The following is a 19,792-nucleotide window of genomic DNA, read 5'->3' on the forward strand; positions in this document are numbered from 1 at the left end:
GGCGGGGTCAGGGGAACGGGTGCGGGTGCGGCGACAGTTCGCCGTGGCCGAGAACCCGGTCCGCCCGGCCCAGCCGGAAGGGCACCTCCAGAAGCCGGGGGAGCCCGCGGGTGCGCCGGTTGACATGCCCGAAGGTCATGGGCAGCGAGCCGGGGACGACGACCTTGACGGTGCTGAGCCCGAGCCGGTCCCGCACCCCGGGCTCGTCCTGGGGGACGACGACCACCTCGAGCCCCAGCCCGGCCAGCCGGGCCACCGTTCGTTCCAGGAGCGCGGTGAGATCCGGCACCGGTGCGGGCGCACCGGGCCAGAGCTCGCGCCAGTCGGCCTCCGCCCCGTCGCCGTGGAGGAAGTCCAGCCGGGAGCGCGCCTCGGGGAGGGTGTTCACGGCCACATGGTCGGAGAGCGTGGTGACCAGCTCGGGCCGCTCCAGCAGGGTCAGCAGCCGCCGCCGGTCGTAGAGCCCCGGCTCGGCACGGTGCCGGTGCACGGCGTTGACCACATTGGTGACGACCTCGGAGACGGCCGAGCGGATGGCCGAGCGCGGATCGTGGTGCCCTCCGGCGGCGACGAACGCCTGCGGCGCCGCGGCGGGTTCGCCCCGGTGGAGGGCGACGGCGATCACCACGGGCACCCCCAGGTCGTTGGTGGCGTCGAACAGGGTGATCCGGTAGCCGGCCAGCGCCGCCCGGTCGGTCAGATGGAGCACCTCCGGATCGTCGGCGGGCGGGGCGACCCGGCGCAGCGGGGTGCGCGCGTACCAGGCCATCAGGAACGCGTCCCGCTCGGCGACCTCGAACAGGCCGTACAGCGCCGCCTCCTGCGGGCTGTTGCCCAGACCGCAGCCGTTGGAGCACTCGTACACCACACGGGGCCGGCCGGGGCTCGGGTCCCAGTAGGCGACGTGCTCGGGCACCGCCAGGGGCCGTTCCCGGGTCAGGGACCAGCCGTGCACCCAGTCCAGGGGCAGTGCGGGTGTGTAGGGGACCGTCGCGGAGGCCGGGTGGCCGTGGTGGGCGGGATCGGGCAGCCCGAGCCGCACCGGGTCCACCGCCCGCGCGGGCCCGAGTTCGGCGTACGGGGCGCGGAGCACCGTCCGCCGCCCGATCGGGCTCATGGACGCGAGCCGCTCGGCCGCCTCGAACAGGGCGACGCGCTCGCTGCTGTCGAAGTCGGTGCTCCGGCCGTAGCCGCCGTCGCGCCCGTGCGGGCGGCCGTAGGTGACATACGCGCTGGTGAGGCTGGAGACGGACTCCTCGGTGCGCAGGAGCTGGTTGACCGGCCCGAACCGCTCGTCCAGCAGCTCCGACGTCAGACCGGCCGTGTGGGTGCGGGCGTTGGGCGCGCGCAGCGACGCCGGATCGTGCGCCGGTCCCGGTGCCCGGCGCGCGGCCGGGCCGATGGCGGTCTCGGCGGCCTCCGGCCCGTCGGGCGGCAGCGGCAGACACACCGCACAGCCCCCGACGGGCCGGAGGAGGTGTGTCGACCAGGTGGCCCGGCCGCTGTGGACGACATGGACGACCGCGCCGGGGTCCGGGTCCTGGCCCCGGGAGCCGTCGGGGGCGCCGCTCCCGTGGGCGGCGGGGGTCCCGGTGGCGAGCAGCTCGGTGGCCAGCACACCGACCGCGTCGAGGAACGCGGGCGACGGACGGCCCGTGAGCCGCAGCCCCGGGCTGTGCCAGGGCACCCGGCCGCCGATGGTCGCGAGCCGCCGGTACTCGCCGCACGACAGACACCCCCGCGCGCCGGGCCGCAGCACGGGCCCGACCACCGCGAGCGCTCCGTCGCAGCGGACCGGGACGAGGGTCACCGGATGCCCCAGCGCGTGGCGGGACAGCTCCGCCGCCGTGGCGAGACTCCACTCGTCGAGCACCACGACGGCGCCGCCCCCGGTGAGACGCAGGGCCTGTGGCACGTCGAGTACCACGGGCTGCCGTTCGGCCAGGGCGTCCCGCAGCGGAGCCGCTGAGGTCATCGGAGTCCTTCCGTGGGGCCGGAGCCGGAGCCGGAGCCGGAGCCGGGATCGAGGTCGGGGCCGGGGCCGGAGTCGGGATCGAGGTCGGAGCCGGGCCGGGGCCCGGGACCGGCATCGGGATCGGGGCCGGACGCGGGCTCCGTGGTCAGGACCGAGAACCCGCACTGCCGCAGCGCGGACCGGAGCGCGTGCGCGTGCGCGGACGCGCCGCCGGCGGGCTCCCAGGGACGCGGGGACGCGCCGGTCAGTCCGGCCAGCGCCTGCTGGAACGCCCGCTCCCGGCCGGCGGTCTCCCCGAGCCAGACCGCCGTCCAGCCGCCGTCCTCCCAGGGAGCCGGGTCCGCACCGGCGGCGAGCACGGCCGCCGCGCCGCTGGGCAGGGCGAGATACCGGTGCTCCTGTACCCGCCCGCCGGGCAGTGCCCGCGTGCCCGCCTCCGCCCGCGCCGGTCCGCCCGCCCGTACCCGCACCACCGCCGACAGCGCCGCATAGGCCACCGCGTCGTCCGCCGTCGCCTCCACCGCCGCCCCGAGGACGGCAACAGAGCCGACCCCGGCCGCGCGCCCGCGCACCACGGCACGGAACACACCGGCGCCGGAGCCGGTACGGGAGACCTCCAGCTCCGCGTCCACACCGAGCCGCCGGACCAGGACCGACCACCAGTGGCGGGCCTGCGGATGGAGCGTGTCCACCGGCGCGCCGACGACAGCGAAGGGGCCGCCGTCCAGGGGGACCGCCCGCCGCAGCGCGCGCCCCCGGGCGTGCTCCGGGTTCACCCCCACGGCCGGGCCCGGCCGCTCGCCCCCGAGGTGGAGTTCGGCGGCGCGGCACACCGCCTCCAGCCGGGCGAGGTCCGCCCGCGCCGCCCCGGAGAGCAGCGCGCCGCCCGGCGCCGCGCACCGGACCAGGGCGACGGGCAGTTGCGGCAGGGCGCCGGGGTCCGGCGCGTCCACCACCCCCACCTCGGCGTCGCCGAGCACGGGAATCCGGGCGAGCGCGTCGGCCAGGGTGGCGGGGACCGCACCGGGTGCCACCCGGTCGGCGTCCAGCAGAGCGGGGCCCAGCCAGGTCCGGTACTCGCCCCGCAGCGGCCGGTCCGCCGCGACGAGCACCGCCGGCCGGCCCGGCAGCAGCCGGGCGTCCCCGGCCTCGGCCGACGGGTCGCGCAGCCCCGCGGCGGCGCACAGCAGCCGCTGCGCCGCCGCCGAGGCCACCAGCGCGGTCAGCGCCGGGTGCTCCCCGGAGCCGGGGGCCGTGGCCGCCCGCCGTCCCAGCCGCTCGGCCAGCGCCTCCGCGTCCGCCCGCGCCTGGGCCGGGCTGCCCACGGGCGTGACGAACCCGGAGCCCGCGACCACCTCCGCCGCCACCGCCCGGTCCGGTCCGCCGGGCACCGACGCCACCAGCAGAATCCGCCCGGCGGGCAGACCGGGCTCCCGGAGCCGCTCCGCCCCGGCGCCGGTCCGCTCCAGCGCCCGTCCCGCGGCCCGGGCGAGCGCGCCCCCGGGGTGGGGGCCGAGCACCCGCGTCCGGGTCCGGGCGAGGAGCGCCGCCGCTTCGGCGGGCCGGTCGGCGACCGTGCCGAGCCACGGTCCGGCCGGTCCGCCGGGGATGTCCCGCTCGACGAGGAAGTCGTGTTCACGGAGCCGGTCGATCAGCTGGACCAGGGCCGCCCGGAGCCGTGAACCGGCGGGTACCGCGCCCGCCAGGGCCGTACCCCCGTCCGTCGCGAGGGCGTCGGCCAACTGCTCCCACAGCGCGGGGAGCGCCGGGCTGCCCTCCAGCGAGACACTGGTGATCCAGCCCCGCAGATGCACCCCCTCCCCGAGCACGGTCGCCGCCACCCCCGGGCGCAGCCGCCACCGGCAGAGGGAGTCCAGGGAGTCCGGTGCGTCCGGCCCGCCCCCCGGCGCGCCCAGGTCCTCTTCCGGTGCGTCCGGTGCGTCCGGTGCGTCCGGTGCGACCGGCGCGACCGGCGCGACCGGTACGACCGGTACGACCGGCGCGACCGGCGCGACCGGTGCGTCGGGTGTGACCGGCGCGTCCTCGGCCGCGTGCGGCGCTTCCTGACGAACAGTCATGTCCGGTCCCTCGATTCGTCGTTCCGGCGGACCCGGGGCCGTCCGGCGCGGTAGGTCTCCACGACCAGCTCGACCGCCGGGCCCGCCCCCGCCGCGCCGGGCGCCGGCAGCGCCTCCTCCAGGACCGCGCCGCCCGGGTGCCGGGCCAGCCACTTCCCCAGCGAGCGCAGATGGAGGGCGTCGCCCAGATCGACGAACTGCGGTTTGGGGAGGTCCAGCGCGTGCAGGAAGTCCTCCGTGACCCGCTCGCCCCGGGGCGGCGGGGCGGCGTGCAGAAAGACCTGGTCGGGGAGGCCGGCCAGGGCCCGCCACCGGGCCACCGCCGCCACCGGGACCCCGCCCTCGGCCGCCAGCTCCGCCCGGAGCGCGGCGACGCTGCCGCCCGCCAGTTCCCACCGGCGCCGGCGCAGCACCAGATGGCGGTGGCGCACCCGGGGGGTGCGCACCAGTTCGCCGCCGGGCACGGCGCTGATCCGGCGCGGTGCCAGGGCGCTGAAGTCGGTGGTGCCGTGCGCGTGGTCGGTGAGCAGCGGCGCGAGCCGGGGCGGGAGCAGCAGCGGAGCGAGCACCCCCGCGTACAGCACGTCGACGGGCTCGCCGGTGGCCTTCAGCCGGACCCGCACCTCGTCGTCGCGCACATCGTGGACCAGCTCCACATCGTCCGCGCCGAGCGAGGCGTACGAGCGGTCGGGCCCGATCTCCTCCGGTACGAAGAGGGGGTGCAGATTCGCGTTGAAGCCGCTGACCGGCCGGAGCTGGGCGACCCGCGCGCCGGGCGCGAGCGCCCCGAGGACCGCGTCCGCCGTCCCGCGTGCCGCCGCCGGGGGCAGGGATTCCAGGAATCTGCTGGAGAAGCGGCCCCACCCGCCGTACACCTGGTTCACGCAGAGCAGTCCGCCGTGGCCGCGCTGGAGGAAGAGGGAGTACGACACCGGGCGCCGGGTCGCCCACGGCGGCAGCCGGTGGACGAGGTCCGTGACCAGCCCGCCGGGCAGGACCACATCCGCGCCGCCGCTCTCCGCGTGGTCCCGGCGGACGGCGGCGACCAGCTCGGAGCGGAGGGCGGTGAGCCGGCCGGCGCCGTCCGCCGCCGGGGAGCCGGGCGGCTCGGCCCGCGGGTCACCGGCGGCGATGAGCCGGGTGGCCCGCTGCCAGGTCTCGTGGGCGGCGGCACCGAAGTCCCAGACGTGGGGGCAGACACCGCCGGGTCCGTAGCGGGCGACGAAGCTGTCCCGGACGCAGCGGCGCACCACGGGGCCGAGGTCGAACAGCTCGGTCAGCGCCGCCAGTTCCGCCAGGGCCTGGTGATCACCGTCGTCGAGGAAGCCGTCCAGCCGGACCGGCTCCCCGAGAACCACGTCCTCGCTCAGCACCGTGAGCCGGTCCGCGCCGTCGCCCACCGGGCGGCCGACCTCGCCGAGGAGGGCGCCCCAGCGCTCCCGGAGGCCGGTGAGGACGGCGGTGCGGCGCGCGGGCTCCGCCGTGCCGAACGCGCGCGTGTCCGCGGCGAGGGAGTCGATACGGCCGGCCAGCTCCCGGTCCCCGGGGGAACCGGTCGCCTCCCGGAGCCAGGTCGCCAGCCCTGTCAGCGGGTCCGGGTCGTGCGGGCCGACCGGCTCCACGGGGACGAGCAGCCCGGCCTCGCACACCCGCCCGAGAAAGGCGAGCGCGGCGTCCTGCTCGCCGGGTCCGGCGAGCGCCCGCGCGAGCGCGTCGAGACCGCCGGGCCCGCCGGCTCCGGCGCACAGTGCGGCGAGGCGGAGCAGCGGCTCCCCGGCGGCGAGGGCGACCTCGTCGTCCTCCACCGACACGAAGCGCGCGGAGACGAAGGCGGTACGGGAGCGGGCGAAGGCCGCCCGGCCGTCCGAGAGCCGCGGGCTGCTGCACATGCGGTGGGGCAGACCCGCACGGCGTTCCCGGTCGGCCAGGAGCGCCGCCATCAGGGTGTCCACCAGGGTCCGGTTGACGCGGACGACGGCTCCGGCCGATTCGAGCGGCACCCCGGCGCCGCTCCAGGGCCGCCGTGTTCCAGCGGCAGGGGGCGGCAGTTCACCCCAGCCGACGGCGGTGAACCAGGAGAGCGGGGTCGTCCGGGCGGCGGCGCGCATCGCGTGCCGGAGCACGCCCGCCTCCTCCTTGCGGGCCCCGCGGTCGTCCCGGCCCTCCCCGGCCCGCACCACCGCGCGCAGCAGATCGGCGCTGCCGAACGCCACGGCCCGGGTGAACGCGGGCTCCCGGCACAGCCCGGCGAGCGCCGCGCGCCCGGCCGCGAGGGCGGGCGCGGTCCCGGCCTCCAGCGCGGTCAGCAGCTCACTCCTCCGCCTCCGCGCGCCGAGCCACCCGGGCAGCCCCGGCACCCGTCCGGGCAGATCGCCGAGCCGGCCGAGGAGGGCGGGCCTCGGGTCGCGCCCGTTGTGCACCGCGCGGCGCAGCGGCAGCACCACCTCGCGGTGGAACTCCGCGCCGTGGCCCGCCCGGCTCGCGTACAGCGCGTCGCCGAGGGCGGGAGCGCGCGCCGTGAGTTCCTCCTCCAGCGCGGTCAGCTCCGCCAGGGCGGCGCGGAAGGCACCGGCGGGGCGGGTCTCGGCGGGCAGGCTCAGCAGGGTGGTGCGGATCAGCGCGCCGGGGGCGAGCCGCGGGGCGGGGGCGGGCTGTTCGGTGCCGGCCCGGGGCGTGGGCGCCGGCCGCGTCTGACGTTCCGGGAGGAGCGGTTTCACTTCGATCCAGTCGACGGCGTGTGCGAGGGGCGGACCGGCGCGGTGCGGGGCTCCCGCGGCGCCCGCGGAGCGGGGAGCCGAAGCCGCGGAAGCCCTCACCGTGCGGGGGTCAGGACATCTCGGTCACGCGCGGGTTCTGCACGCTGCACGCGCCGCAGCCGCTGCATCCCATACAGGACGTCGACGAGGACGAGGCGAGGGAGTAGGTGGATTCACCGATCCCCGCCGTGTCGCGCATCGCGGTGACGGTGATGTCACCGAGGTCCAGAGCGTCCGGATCGAAGGAGGTGGTCATGTCTCTGAGCGTCATGGTGTCTCCCGGTTGAGTGAGAGGGAGCAGCGCGATCCCGTGCGCCGCGTGCGCAGCGTAGATCAGCCTCCGACGGCCCGCGCCGGTGCGGGAAAGGGCAGTTGACCGGGGGGTTCGTGACGGTGGGCCGTTTCCGGACGGCCCGGTTTCCGGCGTGGTTCCTTTGCTCACCGGGGCGTGCGGCGCGTGCGACAGGCGCGTTGTCGACAGTGTGTCAATTCGTTCCGGGGTTCCGGGAGCAAAGGAGGGACCCGAGGGGCCACCGGGGCGAATGTTTTGCGCCGCCCGGAGGGACCGGCGAGACAATTCTTACGTTTTACGGCGCGGAACAGCGCACGGGCGCGCCCCGGGCGCGGCCTCGGGGCCCGCGCGCCCGGTGGGGGACGCGGTCACCGCGCGGGGCTGCTCGGACCCACCGACATGATGGTGTGGTAGAGCCGGTCGTCCCCCTCCTCGCCGACCGGGCGGCCCTCCGCCTCCACCCAGGCGTGGGCGGCGAACGGCGCCGTCCGGACCCCGGTGCACCAGGTGGGCCAGGTGCCCCGGAGACGGCACAGCAGCGCGACCGCCAGCGACCGGCGCAGACAGTGGCGGCGGCCCCGGCAGAGGGTGCTGCTGCCGGTGATGTCGTCGCGGGCCGCCGCCGTCCCGGCGTGGCTCGCGGGCCGGGCGCCCGTCCGCAGCAGCTCCAGGACACGGCGGATTCGGCGCGGGCTCGCCCGGGCGAGCAGCCGCGCGGCGAACACGCAGAGCAGGGCGGGAATCCGGCGGGACGGTGACGGCCGGGACGCCGTGGCGGCGACCTGGCTCACGGCGCCGTCACCCCCGAGTCCACCAGGGTGGCGAGGAGCCGGGCGACATCCTCCCGCGCGCGCTCCGGGCCGATCCCGCAGCGCCGCGCCAGCCGTTCGGCGGCCAGCGCGTCGCCGCACCCCGCCAGCAGATCGTCCAGGATGTCGGCCGCGGTGGGATTGAGCTGCCAGTAACGGCCGTTCCGCTCGTCCAGCACGACCAGGGCGGTGTCGGTCCGCACCATCGACACATCGTCGCGCAGCCGCAGCGTCATGTCCGCTCCTCAAGGGCAAGAGATCGGAGGTCTTCGGGATGGACGGTGAGGAGATCGTCGAGTGCGAGAGGCCGGGGAAAGGGGTCGTCGGCGCCCCGGACGCGGTCCCGGAGCCAGATCTCCAGCGCGAGGGACTTCTCGAACGCGGGCGGGGAGCCGCTCGCCTGCCGGGGGCTGAGCAGCGCCTCGCGCCACCGCCGCCCGTCGACGAGCCCGAGCGCCGCCAGCGCCGAGTCCCCGGCGAGCGCCGCCAGCGCGCCCCGGTTGTGCTCCAGGCCCTCGTACCAGTGGACGACGGAGCTGTCCTTGGTGTCGCGCAGCAGCAGCCCGGCGGGGACGACGGGGGCCATCGCCGCCGTCAGCAGGGGTTTGTACGCGAACGGGTCGGCGCTCTCCTCGGGGCGCACCGCGAGGGAGGCCGCGACGACGGCGTCGTCGCAGAACGGCGCGTGCGTGGGCAGCACCCCCGCGTACAACTCCTCCACCAGCCCCGCGGAGCGCCCGGCCGAGCGGGCGAGGGCGAGCCGGGCGTGGAGCGCGGGCCGGGGGTCCAGCGGCCCGGCCCCGGCCGCCGCCCGCTCCTCCAGCAGGGCCGCGACCGCCTCGCGGGCGAGGGGACTCGCCCACGGCGGCAGGACCGGGACCGGGCCCCAGGGCTGGAGCCGCCCGGGCACCCGGACACCGGAACGGACGGCGCCGGCGAGCCCGGCGAGCCACGCGGTGTGGGAGGGCGGCGCGAGCAGGGTCCGCAGGGTGCGGACGGTGGGCCAGCGGTGCTCGGCCAGCTCGGCGCGCACGGTCCGCGCGGCGGTGGCGGGCCGACGGCGGACCAGCGCGAACAGATACTGCTCCGGGGCCTGGACCACATGGTCCCCGCCGAGGCCGCTCAGCCGGGTCACGGCACCGTGCCCCAGCATCCCCCGCAGAAAGGGCCCCTGCTGGTCCAGATCCCGCACCAGCAGGGGTTCGTCGAGCACGGGCCCCGGCCGGCCGGTGTGGGAGAAGAACGGGGGCAGTGCGTCGCCCCGGTACGCGAACCGCTCCCGCAGGGGCAGCCGCCCGGCTGCGCGGCGCGCCCACTCGGCGTCCGTGTTCCCGCCGCCCGTCCACTGGATCGTCGCCGTGACCAGCGAGGCACCGGCCTCGGCCGCCAGGAAGCACAGGGAGGTGGAGTCCAGTCCGCCGGAGAGGTCGGCTCCCAGGGGGGCGCCCTCGGGCACGCGGGTGGCCACGGCGTCCCGCAGGGCGGTACGGAGCAGGGGCGCGCCCTCGCGCAGGGGCGCGGTCGCCTCGGGCGGGCGCCACCAGCGGACGGTCCGCGCGGTCCCGTCGCGGTCGAGCCGGAGCCCGCTGCCGCCGGGCACGGCGTCCACCCCCCGCCAGGGGGTGAGTTCGGCCAGAGGGGTGGCCGCGGGCGAGGCGAGCCGGACCGCGAGCCGCCCCTCGTCCACCGGTGCCCGGCTCAGCCAGGCCGCGAGGGCGGCGTGGCTCGCCGCGACCGGGCCCCGGCCGGTGCGGGCGAGGAAGACCCGGCGCACCTCGGCGACGCCGCCCTGCACCCACACCCAGCCGTCGCGGGCGGCGGCGAGGTGGAAGGAGCCGGGCCAGCGGCCCGCCAGCGCGGCGACCTGCTCGGGGCGGGTGATCGAGGCGGCGGCGCGGGCGAGTTCGGTGGTGGTGACGGGGCAGAGGCCGATGACCGCGAGCCGCAGCGGCCCGGCGGCGATGTGCACCAGGTCGCTGTGCCGCCACCGCCCCACGATCCAGGGGCGGCCGGAGGGGTGGGAGAGGGTGCGGCAGCCCCGGGCGGCGAGCCGGGCCGCGTCCGCGGCGCCGCCCGCGCTGTCGGGGAAGGCCGCGAACCGGCCACCCGCGGGGATGGTCCGTTCCGGTCCGGGGTCGTCCATGGGGCGCTCCTGAGACGGGGGAGGCGGAGGCGCGCCCGGGCCCGGCCCGGGTGGCGCGCGGGCCTGGTCACCGGGCCCGCGCGCCGGGCGGTCAGAGCAGTCTGAAGACGAAGAGGATTCCGCCCTCGGGCCAGCCGTAGTCGGTGCCCATGGTGGTCTCGGCGAACTCGCCCGTCTCGATCATGACCGGAGGCTCGTACTGGTCGGGGTCCATGTCCATTCCTCTCGTGGGGCCGGGTGGTGCGGAGGGGGTGGTGTCTGTGCACCAATATTCCGGATGGGGAAGATCTATTCGATAGTCATCGGATGTCTGTCTGGATTTGGTGCTCGTGGCTGGGGGGTGCCCTGTCGGGGGGCGGGGGGTGGGGTGCGTTTGGTGGGGTTCTTGTTCTGTGCCGGTTCCTGGGGTGGGGGGTCCGTCCTCAAGCGCCGGACGGGCCGGGGTGGTTCGGGGTTCTGTCCGGTGGCGGCAGGTGTTCCCGGGCTGGGGTGGGCTGGGGTGGGCTGGGGTGGTTCGGGCTCCGTGTCAGGGAGTGGCGCGGTGGCCGTACCGGCGAGTCCCGGTACGGCCACCGCCGGTTCAGCCGGTCCGGTCCGTCGCCGGGTCGGCGGCATAGCGGATGCCCTCGTACGCCAGCCACTGCATAAAGGTGTGCAGCCCCTGGTGCAGCCCGCGCCCCGGCCCCCACCCCGCCGGGCGGGGAAGCCCCGTGATCTCCGGACCCGGCCCCCGGCGGCGGGCGCCCGGCGCCACCGGTCCGCCGGCCAGCGGCACCGGCCGCACCGCCGACCGCACCGCCTCCGCCATCTCCCCCTCGCCGACCGGCTCCCGCTCCGGCAGGAACAACTCCCGCTCCGGCGGCGGGGTGCGCAGCACCCGTGCCACCGCCTCGATCAGATCGGCCGTGTGCAACGGATACAGCGGCGCCCCCTCCGGCTCACCCACCACCACCGGATGGCTGCGCAGCGCACTCCACACCATGCGGCCGATCGGTGTGTCCAGGGAGCAGCCCGGCCCGTACAGGTCCCCGGTGTGCAGGGTGTACGACAGCGGGCCGGCGCCGGCCGCCCGGTCCGGGAACCGGACCACGACCCGCGCCCCCGCGTCCCCGGCGCCGTGCCGCAGCGGACGCAGATCGATCAGCGCGTCGACCCCCGGGTCCGCCCCCGTCGCCCCCCGCACCAGCGAGACCGTGTGCCCCCGGTCGGTCAGCCGCCGGACGACATGCTCACCCAGCGGGGTCGCCCCGCCGAGCACCCCGACGCGCGGGGCCGTCACGGCGGGGGCCGCGCGCCGCGCGGGCGCCGCACCCGCCTCCAGGCCCGCCTCGACCCCGGCGCGGGCGAGCCGCGCCAGCCCGTCGCGGAGTTCGGCGATCCGCTCCTCGCCCCGGTTGTGGCTCACCCCGCCCGCCCCGATGGTGGCCAGCGCCTCGGCGCAGACGGGTGTCCGGGAAAGATCGGTGCCCCGTCCCTCCCGCCGATGGACGAATCCCATGGTGAAAGCGGTCAGCCAGGTCCCCTTGACAGCCTCTTGATCATATACTTCGGTCAAACCGACATTGGCCGATTTAAGACTGTCGATAACTCTGTCAGTATTTATTCCATAACCTTCCAAAAAGTCGCTGCAGTCCAGATGCAACCACCTTTCGGGCCCCGGTCCGTCCACCCGGACCGTGCACTGCGCGACCCCCTGCTTGAAGAAGGGAATGACCCGGAGCCCTTCGAGCCGCGCTCCCTCGTCACCGGGCCGGTCGCCGGGCAGGAATGCCACCGCGCGGCGCGGCCCCCGGAAAGCGTTCCCGGAAATGCTGCCGTGGTCCTCGTGTTCGGCCAGGCTCGGCACCGACACATACCCGGGAATCCCGTTGGCCCGCAGATACTGGTACATCAGGATGTCGTCGGGCCAGGCGTCCAGGCGTGCCCTGCCGTACGCCACGAACCCCTCCGCGACCCGCCGGGGCAGCACGATCGCGACACAGGGGAAGTACTCGTTGACGGCGCCCACCCAGCGGGCTCCCGCCATGGCGCCGAGGCGCACGGCGGCCCCGTTGCGCGAGTCCCAGAGCGCGAAGAGCGCCAGCGCCGCGTGCGGCAGCTCCGCCACCGCCGCGCCGACCCGCTCGAAGAAGGAGTCGGAGAGGATCATGTCGTCCTGGACGACGAGTTGATGGGTGGCCCCCTCCTCGATCGACGACCAGGCCGCCAGCGCGGTGCGCAGCACCGACGGCTTGCCGGCCGGGTCGGGGTCCATGACGACCCTCAGCGCTCCGGGCGGAGCCGAAGCGGCGAGCCTCTCGGCGGCGGGCAGCCGCTTCGGGTGGGTCATCACCGCTCCGCTGATGCGATAACGCGTCACAGGTCCTCCGTGCTCGGGTTGTTGGCGGACGGAGAAATTCCGCATATGCGTTCTCCCTCTACCAATGAATTTCGGACAGTGCGGTCGGGCCTTTCACGGCTGCGGGGGCGCCGAAAAGGCACCCTGGTTTCAGCCGACGAAGATCGTCATGCTGGCAGCACGCAAACCCCATGCGTATCACCGATGGAGGAGCCCGTATGAGTGTGCAGACAACTGACGAAGGCACCGGCGCACGTGATTCCGTTTCTTCCCGGCTGGAGCGGCTCCGTGGCTCCAAGGTGGTGGTGACCGGCGGAGCGGGGCTGGTCGGAAGCAGACTCACCGCTCTGCTGAGCGGAGCGCAGGCCGAAGTGACGATCCTGGACCGGATGGACGCGTACCCGGAATCCACCCATCGGCTCTTCGGCGCCGAGAAGCTGGCGACCCGTCTGATCGTCGGTGACATCAGCGACCGGGAGAAGGTCCGCGCCCTCGTCGCCGACGCCGATTACGTGGTCCACGCCGCCGCGTTCGCCGATGTCGCCGCCTGTACGCGGCGGCCGGATATCGCCTTCCGCGCGAACAACGACGGCACCGAGACCGTGCTGGAGGAGGTGGCCGCCGCCAACGTGCGCCGCTTCGTCATGGTCTCCTCGGCCGCCGTCTACGGCAATGGCGTCCCGGGCGCCGAGGGAGTCCAGCGGTTCGCCGAGGACCAGCCCCCGCACCCGCTCTCCGTCTACGCCAACGCCAAGCTCTGGGCCGAGCACCAGACCCGGCTGATGCTCGGAGCCGCGGACACCGAGTTCGCCATCCTGCGCTACTTCTCCGTCTACGGCGACCCGCAGGTCCCCAAGCCCGGCAGCCACTCCTGGATGGTCGCCTGGCTGGCCATGCACGCCCGGGTGGGGCTGCCGATGAGGCTCAACGGCGGCGGCATCCAGGTGCGGGACCTGGTCCATGTGGACGACATAGCCGCGGCCACCGCCCTCGCGCTGGTCGAGGACGGAGTCGTCGGCGAGACCGTCAACGTCGGCAGCGGCGTCCCCACCTCCGTCCGGGACGTGGGCGAGCTGATCGCCCCGCACTTCCCCGGCTCCGAGTTCATCATCACCCCCCGGCCCGCCGACGACCCGCTGGGCGGCTTCGCGGCCACCGAGAAGCTGAACGAACTGATGCGCTGGAAGCCCGGGATCACCGTGCGCGAGGGTGTGGAGCGCTATGTCCGCTGGCTGAACGCCACGCCGGAGGCGGTACCGCACTGGCTCACGGAGAAGACCGCGTGACACCTTCGCTCCAGACGGCCGGAGACCGGCCGGGCACCGAGGAAGGCCGCACACCCATGACGTACACCGGCTCCTACATCTGGTCGCTGCGCCAGTCGGTCGGCAGCCGCCTCCTGCTCGTCCCCGGCGCCCAGGTACTGCTCCAGGACCCGGCCGGCCGGGTCCTCTTCCAGCAGCGCGCCGACACCGGCGTCTGGGAGCTCCCGGCCGGCGCGTGCGAGGAGGGCAGCGACTTCGCCGGCACCGCCGTCCGCGAACTGGCCGAGGAGACGGGGCTGCGGGTGGAGCGGGCGGATCTGATCCCCTTCGGCTCCCTCTCGGACCCCGGCGTGCACACGCTCACCTACCCCAACGGCGATGTGACCCACTGCTTCGCCCTCTGTTTCCTGGCCCGGACCTGGTCCGGCGAGCTGGTCCCGGGGCCCGGCGAGGTCGTACGGGCGGGGTTCCACGACCCGGCGGACCCGCCCCGGCCGCTGCACCCGCCGACCGGGGTGGTGCTGGAGATGTTCCGGGAGTTCGGCGCCACGGGAAGGTTCCAGGCACGGTGAGCACCGGTGGTGAATCCTCTCGCGCGGTGGTGCCCTGCCGCGCCTGTCTCTCCGGCGAGGACCTCGACTGGCTGGGCGGCAGATCCGTCAGCCTGGCCCTGGATCTGACCACCGAGGTCGGGACGGCCCCCGGCACGGGGGCACCGGCCGGCGGGGGCTGGCCGGCGCAGGTGTGGGAGTTCCTCCGCGCGCGCCTGCCCGCCCTGGGCCCCGAGCCGCCCGCCGTCACCGTCCGCAGCGACGCCCCCGCCGCCAGCGGGCTGTCCTCGTCCACCGCCCTGATCGTGGCGCTGTTCCAGGCGTACACAGCGACGGCCGTACCGCCGGGCATCCCGGTGGACACCCTGGCGCGGTGGGCGTACGAGTTCGAGTTCGCGCACTTCAACGGCGGCGGGATGGACCATCTGGCCGTCATCGAGGGCGGTGCCCTGCTGCTGGACGGCAGGCCCACCGGGCTGCCCCGGGTCCTCGAACGCGCGGTGTTCCCCGGCGCGTGGGCCGTGGTCGTCGTGGACTCCGCCACCCGCAAGGACACCAGCGACCACATCAGGGTCGTACGGGCACAGCTCGCCGGCCGGGACCCCGCGCTCGCCTCGTACATGAGGGAGGCGGACCGGGCGTCGGCCGACGCGTGGGCGGCGATCGGCGGAGGCGACCTCGAAGGGCTCGCCGACGCCATGGACCGGGCCCACGCCGCCATGCGGGACCACCAGGGGATGTCCACCCCGCTGCTGGAGGAACTGCGGTCGGCGGCCCGGCGCGCCACCGGGCTGCGGCTCAAGCTGAGCGGGGCCGGTGGCGGCGGGGCGCTGGTCGGGGTCTGCCCGGTGGCCGGTCTCGACGAGACGGTCACCGCGCTGCGGCGGGGCCTGGCCGCGGCTCACCCCGGCGCCCGGGTGATTCCCACCCGGGCGGCGGCGGGCCTGCGGCCCCCCGGAGGGCGGACGCGGGCACCGGCTGGATGAAGGGTCAGCTCACGGCTCAGATGAACGGGTCGTAGTCGTTGTCCGGAACGGGTGTCACCGCTTCAGCGTCGATCTTGTCCATTTCGAGGTTGGAGCGGTGACGCGCGCAGTGGAAGAGGCAGTCCCGGCTCGGATCGATCACACTGCGGTCCGAGTTCGCCCAGATGTCCGGGAGCCGCTCGGTGACGGCGTCACCGATCTTCGCCTGGGAGTTGCCCCGGTGGTAGGAGCAGACATAGACCCCGGACGGGGTGATCAGTGTCCGCAGCTCGGCGACCTTGCAGTGGTGGTAGTCCTTCGGCTGGACCGCGCCCACCCGGTTGCGCAGTGAGGTCAGGGTGGAGGAATTGATGATCTCGAAGGAGCCGTCCGCCCACGCCTCGGCCTCGGCCAGCTGGTCGTCGACGGACTGGAGGATCTCGTTCTCCACCTGGATCACATGGTGGCCGTCGTCGAACATCGCCTTGGTCTCGAAGTAGTCGCAGCCGATGTCCCGGGCCAGCCGCGCCGCCTCCAGCACCTCGTGGTGGTTGCTCACCACCCGGCCGTCCGCCTCCCGGCGCGACATCACCAGGAACGAGTAGCCGAGGGCGCCCTTCTTCACCTCGGCCAGCAGCCTCATATTGCCGACGACCTTGTCGAACACGCTGCGGCCCTTGCGGTCAGGTCTGAAGATTCCATAGGTCTCCCGCGTACCGGCGTCCATCGACACCCGCACCCACGAGGCGTACTCCGCCAGCTCGTCCAGATTCTGCTGGATCATGGTGCCGTTGGTGACCACGCCGATGGCGACGCCGGCCTCTCCCAGGACCCGGAGCACATTGCGGGTGCCCCGGTGCGCCAGCGGCTCCCCGCCGCCGATCAGGACCACACCGCGCACACCCATTTCTATGATCTCCCCGGCCAGCTCCGCCAGCCGTTCGGGGGTGAAGCGCCCCTGGTTCAGCAGCTTGCCGCTGATGCACTCGGGGCAGGCGAGATCGCAGAACGTCGTCGGATCGAGGTCCACCACCAGCGGCCCGGAGGAACGTTTACCCGCGGCCGCTTCGAGCACGCGGGGCCAGCCGGTGGGCTGATACAGCTTGGACACCAGGTCAAGACGGTCGAACGTCAAAATGAACTCCTGCTGGTAAAGAGAACCGGACCAGGACGGCCCAGGTGTTCTCGGTGTTTCGTCGGGGCGGTGCGCTGTGCCCCCGCGCCCAGTCCTGCGGGCGCTCCACTGCCGGTGCGGCGGCGGTGGGGCGGGCCTCGTGCGGTCATCCCTTGACGGCCCCCGAGGCCAGCCCCGAGGCAAGGCGTCGCTGCACGATCAGGAAGAAGACGACGACGGGCAGGGCGGTCAGGGTGGCCCCCGCCATCAGCGCGCCGTAGTCGGTGCCGAAGCTGGTCTGGAAGGAGACCAGCCAGATGCTCACGGTCTGCTTGTCATTGCTGGACAGCAGCACATAGGCGAGGACGTACTCGTTCCACGCCTGGACCAGGGAGTAGATGGAGGTGGCCACCAGACCGGGGGCCAGCAGCGGCAGCAGCACCCGGCGGAAGGCGCCCCAGCGGGTGCAGCCGTCGACCATCGCGGCCTCCTCCAGCTCCGCCGGGATCGCGGCGATGAACCCGCGCAGCAGCCAGACCGTGAACGGCAGCATGAAGACCAGGTAGGTCACCACCACACCGGTCAGACTGTCGGTCAGCCCGGCGTCGCTGAGCAGCAGATAGAGCGGGATGATCAGCCCGGCCAGCGGGATCATCTGCACGGAGAGGATCACCAGGACGAAGGCCCGCCGGCCCAGGAAGGAGAAGCGCGCCACCGCGTAGGCCGCCAGCACCCCGATGAGCAGCGAGATCACCACGGTCGCCGCGCCCACGAGCACACTCGCCCGCACACTCGACCAGAAGGTCTCGGAGGCGACGGCCCGGCGGAAGTGGTCCAGGGTCAGCTCCGATGCCCAGAAGCGCGGTGGATCGCGCCGGATCTCCGACGCGGGTCGCACGGCGGTGAGCAGCATCCAGTAGACGGGGAAGGCCATGACGGCGCAGAACAGCAGCCCGAGCGCGTCGGCCCGCCGCGATCGGCGGCCGGCCCGGCGCCGGGGACGTGGAGCGGTGCTCACTCGGCCTCTCCCATCCTGACGAGCTGGCGGACATGGAACACGGCTCCGGCGAGCAGCAGCACCACCGTGACCACCGCGATGGCCGCCCCGGTGCTGTAGCGGTTCACGGCGAAGGACTCGATGAAGGAGTAGACGCCCAGGAGGTAGTACTCCCGCTCCGGCTGGCCCGAGCGCATCAGCCAGATCTGGTTGAAGACACCGAAGTTCCAGATCGAGGTGAGCGTCGCGACCATGACGAACGCGGGCTTGATCACGGGGAAGGTGATGTGACGGAAGGTCTGCGCGGGCGTCGCCCCGTCCACCCGGGCCGCCTCCTCCAGCTCAAGCGGCACCTGGGTGAGCGCGGCCTGGAGGGTGATCGCGGCGAACGGCAGCGCGCCCCACACCACCACGGCGACGATCACCGTGAACCCCTGCCAGGGGTCCTCGAACCAGTTGTGCTTGGCGAAGTCCAGCCCCGGCAGCCGGCCGAGCAGCCAGTTGACGACCCCGTAGTCCGTGTCCACCAGCCAGCGGAAGACCGACGCGGCGACCATCACCGGCATCGCCCAGACCGCCACCAGCACCCCGGCCATCGTCAGCCGCACCCAGGGCGAGACCCGGCGCATCAGCAGGGCCACCAGCACCGCCCCGCCCATGGTCACCGCGGAGGCGGCCACCGTGAAGAGCGCGGTGCGCGCCACGACCTCCCAGAAGAAGCCATCGCCCGCGATGGTCCGGTACTGCTGGAGCCCCGCCCACGGGGGAGCGGTGCCGGCGAACAGCTCTCTGCGGGTCATGTCCTGGAACGACAGCATCAGCAGATCGACCAGCGGATAGCCGAGGACCGCGGTCAGCGCCAGCACGGTCGGGGCGATGAGGAGGTACGGCGTGATCCGCCACCGCCGCGCGGGGGACCGGCGGCCGGTGCCGGGCCGGCCGCCCCGGGGCGCGGGGACGGTGTGGGGGCGCGAGGGCGCGCCGGAGGGGCGCGGTGGACCTGCGGTCACCATGCGGGCGGGCTCCTCACGTCATCGTTTCGCGGCGCGCCCGGGCGTGTGCGCCGCGCCGGCGCGGACTCGTCGTGTGGGGGATACGGGAGTGAGGGAGTGCGGAGGGGTGTCAGTTGTTGTTGATCAGCTGGTCGATCTCGCGGTCCGCGTCCCGGGCCGCCTGCCGTACCGACTTCTTGCCGGTGGCGATGGACTGGAGCATCGAGGGCAGGACGTTCGCCTTCTCCACGGCCACCCAGCCGGGTGCCAGCGGGGTGACCCAGCCCCGTGCGGCGGCGCGCGCGGCGGCGCCGTTGATGCCGTCGGCGGGCACATCGCGCAACTGGACGGTGTTGTTGGGCAGGGTCTCGGCGTCGATGAGCTTCCGCTGCGAGGTGTGGTCGGTGAAGAGCTTGATCCACTCCTGGGCCCGCGCCTGGTTCCGCGACTTGACCGGGACGGCGAGCAGGGAGCCGCCGAGGAAGGGCGGCATCAGCTCACCCGAGGGGCCGGGGAAGGCGAAGGTGGCGAACTTGCCGCGCAGGGCCGCGTTGCCGCCGGCCCGGGGGTCGGTCGCGGCGTTGGCCTCCCAGGTGTTGCCGTAGAACATCCCCACCTTGCCCTGGCCGACCACGGCGGGCTCGTCGCCGTTGTCCTTGGAGCGGTCACCCGTGTAGTAGGCGTCCAGCAGGTCCTTCCAGGCGGTGAGGCCCTTCACGGACTCGGGCGAGGAGAGTGCGCCGCGCCAGCGGCCGTCCTGCTCCACCGCCATCTCGCCGCCCGCGTCCTTGACCCAGGCCATCGCCGCGGACCAGTAGCGGCCGGGCATGTGGAAGGCGGAGAAGTTCTTGTCGGCGGCGCCGAACTCGGCTTTCAGCTTGTCGAGGACCGAGAGCATCTCGGGATAGCTGCGGGGCGCCTCGGTGACGCCGACCTTCTTGAGCAGATCGGTGCGGTAGACCCCCACCCGGGCACCCGCGTAGTAGGGCACACAGAAGGTCTTGCCCTCCCACTCGCAGGCATCCGAGAGAGCCGGAAGCCAATCTTCCGAATGGTCGAAATCGCTCTTCTCCAGATCGATGAACGCCCCGTTGACGATGTAGTTCGTGGTTTCACTATTGCCCATCTCCACCACGTCTGGTACGTCCTTGCCCGCGAAGGCGGCGTCAATCTTCTGGTTCTTGCTCGTCCACTGCTGGTACTGAACCTTCACCTCCGTCTTCGGATAGCGCTTGGCGAAACGTTTGTTCGTGGCGGCGACCAGATCGGGCCAGCTCTCCCTGGCGTCGATCGTCAGCCAAACCGTCAGACTCCCGCTCCGGTCACCGGCGTTCGCCGGGCCGCCGGACCCCGAGGAGTCGCACGAGGTCAGTGCCGCCGCCAGTGCGACCACCCCGACAGCCGAGGTGAAGCGGATTAAGCGCCAGGGCATGATTCTCCACCTTTCGAGGACGGGCTGGACCGGGCACGTATCTACCCAGCGAAGACCGGCAATCTACCCATGGGGCGCTTTTTGG

At 74.4% G+C, this 19,792-nt stretch carries 16 protein-coding genes; 3 read left to right on the forward strand and 13 right to left on the reverse strand.

The window, feature by feature from the left end; all coding sequences use genetic code 11:
• Nucleotides 1-7: 7 nt before the first annotated feature.
• The 9 genes from ABT122_RS10395 to ABT122_RS10435 form a co-directional block, all read right to left on the reverse strand.
• Nucleotides 8-1,975, reverse strand: a complete 1,968-nt coding sequence (locus tag ABT122_RS10395; protein WP_351548321.1) for a TOMM precursor leader peptide-binding protein — start codon at nt 1,973-1,975, stop codon at nt 8-10.
• Nucleotides 1,972-4,053: a hypothetical protein gene (locus tag ABT122_RS10400; RefSeq protein ID WP_351548323.1), complete on the reverse strand. Its 2,082-nt coding sequence runs from the start codon at nt 4,051-4,053 to the stop codon at nt 1,972-1,974. The genes ABT122_RS10395 and ABT122_RS10400 overlap by 4 nt, the downstream gene beginning before the upstream one ends.
• Nucleotides 4,050-6,770 (reverse strand): lantibiotic dehydratase, encoded by a 2,721-nt coding sequence (locus ABT122_RS10405; RefSeq protein WP_351548326.1) that lies wholly within the window; start codon nt 6,768-6,770, stop codon nt 4,050-4,052. Before ABT122_RS10405 ends, ABT122_RS10400 begins: the two co-directional genes overlap by 4 nt.
• Before the next feature lie 109 nt (nt 6,771-6,879).
• The gene (locus ABT122_RS10410; RefSeq protein WP_351548329.1) at nt 6,880-7,080 is read right to left on the reverse strand and encodes a thiopeptide-type bacteriocin; all 201 of its coding nucleotides are present in this window, start codon (nt 7,078-7,080) and stop codon (nt 6,880-6,882) included.
• Between the two features lie 389 nt (nt 7,081-7,469).
• Nucleotides 7,470-7,892 (reverse strand): lasso peptide biosynthesis B2 protein, encoded by a 423-nt coding sequence (locus tag ABT122_RS10415; RefSeq protein WP_351548332.1) that lies wholly within the window; start codon nt 7,890-7,892, stop codon nt 7,470-7,472.
• The gene (locus tag ABT122_RS10420; protein ID WP_351548335.1) at nt 7,889-8,146 is read right to left on the reverse strand and encodes a lasso peptide biosynthesis PqqD family chaperone; all 258 of its coding nucleotides are present in this window, start codon (nt 8,144-8,146) and stop codon (nt 7,889-7,891) included. The genes ABT122_RS10415 and ABT122_RS10420 overlap by 4 nt, the downstream gene beginning before the upstream one ends.
• Nucleotides 8,143-10,053 carry an asparagine synthase-related protein gene (locus tag ABT122_RS10425; RefSeq protein WP_351548337.1) on the reverse strand — a complete coding sequence of 637 codons (1,911 nt, stop codon included), beginning with the start codon at nt 10,051-10,053 and terminating at the stop codon, nt 8,143-8,145. Before ABT122_RS10425 ends, ABT122_RS10420 begins: the two co-directional genes overlap by 4 nt.
• A 91-nt stretch (nt 10,054-10,144) precedes the next feature.
• Nucleotides 10,145-10,267 (reverse strand): lasso RiPP family leader peptide-containing protein, encoded by a 123-nt coding sequence (locus ABT122_RS10430; RefSeq protein ID WP_351548340.1) that lies wholly within the window; start codon nt 10,265-10,267, stop codon nt 10,145-10,147.
• A 366-nt stretch (nt 10,268-10,633) separates the two neighbouring features.
• The gene (locus ABT122_RS10435; RefSeq protein WP_351548343.1) at nt 10,634-12,382 is read right to left on the reverse strand and encodes an NAD-dependent epimerase/dehydratase family protein; all 1,749 of its coding nucleotides are present in this window, start codon (nt 12,380-12,382) and stop codon (nt 10,634-10,636) included.
• Between the two features lie 227 nt (nt 12,383-12,609).
• Between ABT122_RS10435 and ABT122_RS10440 the strand changes: the two genes are divergently transcribed.
• The 3 genes from ABT122_RS10440 to ABT122_RS10450 are packed head-to-tail and all read left to right on the forward strand — an operon-like array spanning nt 12,610 to nt 15,193.
• Nucleotides 12,610-13,677 (forward strand): NAD-dependent epimerase/dehydratase family protein, encoded by a 1,068-nt coding sequence (locus ABT122_RS10440; RefSeq protein ID WP_351548346.1) that lies wholly within the window; start codon nt 12,610-12,612, stop codon nt 13,675-13,677.
• The gene (locus tag ABT122_RS10445; protein ID WP_351548349.1) at nt 13,674-14,228 is read left to right on the forward strand and encodes an NUDIX domain-containing protein; all 555 of its coding nucleotides are present in this window, start codon (nt 13,674-13,676) and stop codon (nt 14,226-14,228) included. The genes ABT122_RS10440 and ABT122_RS10445 overlap by 4 nt, the downstream gene beginning before the upstream one ends.
• Nucleotides 14,225-15,193 (forward strand): mevalonate kinase family protein, encoded by a 969-nt coding sequence (locus tag ABT122_RS10450; RefSeq protein ID WP_351548351.1) that lies wholly within the window; start codon nt 14,225-14,227, stop codon nt 15,191-15,193. Before ABT122_RS10445 ends, ABT122_RS10450 begins: the two co-directional genes overlap by 4 nt.
• 16 nt (nt 15,194-15,209) lie before the next feature.
• Here the strand turns inward: ABT122_RS10450 and ABT122_RS10455 are convergent, their stop codons facing one another.
• The 4 genes from ABT122_RS10455 to ABT122_RS10470 all read right to left on the reverse strand — a co-directional run bounded on the left by ABT122_RS10455 (nt 15,210) and on the right by ABT122_RS10470 (nt 19,707).
• Entirely contained in the window at nt 15,210-16,307 is a 1,098-nt protein-coding gene (locus tag ABT122_RS10455; protein WP_351548354.1) for a radical SAM protein, read from the reverse strand.
• A 145-nt stretch (nt 16,308-16,452) separates the two neighbouring features.
• Entirely contained in the window at nt 16,453-17,304 is an 852-nt protein-coding gene (locus ABT122_RS10460) for a carbohydrate ABC transporter permease (protein ID WP_351548356.1), read from the reverse strand.
• Nucleotides 17,301-18,296: a carbohydrate ABC transporter permease gene (locus ABT122_RS10465; RefSeq protein WP_351548358.1), complete on the reverse strand. Its 996-nt coding sequence runs from the start codon at nt 18,294-18,296 to the stop codon at nt 17,301-17,303. Before ABT122_RS10465 ends, ABT122_RS10460 begins: the two co-directional genes overlap by 4 nt.
• A 109-nt stretch (nt 18,297-18,405) precedes the next feature.
• Complete coding sequence (locus ABT122_RS10470) at nt 18,406-19,707, reverse strand: extracellular solute-binding protein (RefSeq protein WP_351548361.1); 1,302 nt, start codon at nt 19,705-19,707, stop codon at nt 18,406-18,408.
• Nucleotides 19,708-19,792 lie beyond the last annotated feature (85 nt).

Origin of the sequence: Streptomyces sp. NPDC001985 (assembly GCF_040296845.1) — a bacterium.
In the GTDB taxonomy this organism is placed as follows: domain Bacteria; phylum Actinomycetota; class Actinomycetes; order Streptomycetales; family Streptomycetaceae; genus Streptomyces.

What these genes read in the sequence shown, in the direction of transcription:
- ABT122_RS10395 (WP_351548321.1), bottom strand. Translation starts at nt 1,975, where the DNA reads ATGACCTCAGCGGCTCCGCTGCGGGACGCCCTGGCCGAACGGCAGCCC.
- ABT122_RS10400 (WP_351548323.1), bottom strand. Translation starts at nt 4,053, where the DNA reads ATGACTGTTCGTCAGGAAGCGCCGCACGCGGCCGAGGACGCGCCGGTC.
- ABT122_RS10410 (WP_351548329.1), bottom strand. Translation starts at nt 7,080, where the DNA reads ATGACGCTCAGAGACATGACCACCTCCTTCGATCCGGACGCTCTGGAC.
- ABT122_RS10420 (WP_351548335.1), bottom strand. Translation starts at nt 8,146, where the DNA reads ATGACGCTGCGGCTGCGCGACGATGTGTCGATGGTGCGGACCGACACC.
- ABT122_RS10425 (WP_351548337.1), bottom strand. Translation starts at nt 10,053, where the DNA reads ATGGACGACCCCGGACCGGAACGGACCATCCCCGCGGGTGGCCGGTTC.
- ABT122_RS10430 (WP_351548340.1), bottom strand. Translation starts at nt 10,267, where the DNA reads ATGGACCCCGACCAGTACGAGCCTCCGGTCATGATCGAGACGGGCGAG.
- ABT122_RS10435 (WP_351548343.1), bottom strand. Translation starts at nt 12,382, where the DNA reads ATGACCCACCCGAAGCGGCTGCCCGCCGCCGAGAGGCTCGCCGCTTCG.
- ABT122_RS10440 (WP_351548346.1), top strand. Translation starts at nt 12,610, where the DNA reads ATGAGTGTGCAGACAACTGACGAAGGCACCGGCGCACGTGATTCCGTT.
- ABT122_RS10465 (WP_351548358.1), bottom strand. Translation starts at nt 18,296, where the DNA reads ATGGTGACCGCAGGTCCACCGCGCCCCTCCGGCGCGCCCTCGCGCCCC.
- ABT122_RS10470 (WP_351548361.1), bottom strand. Translation starts at nt 19,707, where the DNA reads ATGCCCTGGCGCTTAATCCGCTTCACCTCGGCTGTCGGGGTGGTCGCA.